The 506-nt window shown below is 46.0% G+C and carries 1 pseudogene; it reads right to left on the bottom strand.

The window, feature by feature from the left end:
* Positions 1 to 33: 33 nt before the first annotated feature.
* Positions 34 to 506 (bottom strand): annotated as a pseudogene (pyrG, locus tag R7O13_RS31240) (CTP synthetase); the annotation flags it as partial.

The following is a 506-nucleotide window of genomic DNA, read 5'->3' as shown; positions in this document are numbered from 1 at the left end:
AGTTACTTCACCTGTTGGATTCGCATCGTCCTAGATAACCTGTTCCCATTCAGAAAGGTCAGCTTCTGGCGCATCAATACCGAAACGAGTACACACTAGGTCATCAAGACCTTGAGACTTAACAAGTTGAGGGATCTTGTAGATTGAATCTACGTCCTTCATTGAGATTACCGCTTTCTCAGGAACGTTACAGAAAAGTGCAATCTTCTTACGTTCGTTCGCTGGGATCATGCGATCGCTGCGGCAAACTAGGATGTCTGGTTGGATACCGATAGACAGTAGCTCTTTAACAGAGTGCTGAGTCGGTTTAGTTTTCACTTCGCCAGCTGCTGCTAGGTAAGGAACAAGAGTTAGATGCATGAACATTGCGCGTTCACGGCCAAGTTCTACTGCTAGCTGACGAATTGCTTCCATAAATGGTAGCGATTCGATATCACCTACCGTACCACCAACTTCAACGATAGCAATATCGTGGCCTTCAGAACCTGCGATTACGCGGTCTTTGA

Source organism: Vibrio sp. Y176 (genome assembly GCF_033438945.1).
This window is presented reverse-complemented; position numbering and strand designations above follow the sequence as displayed.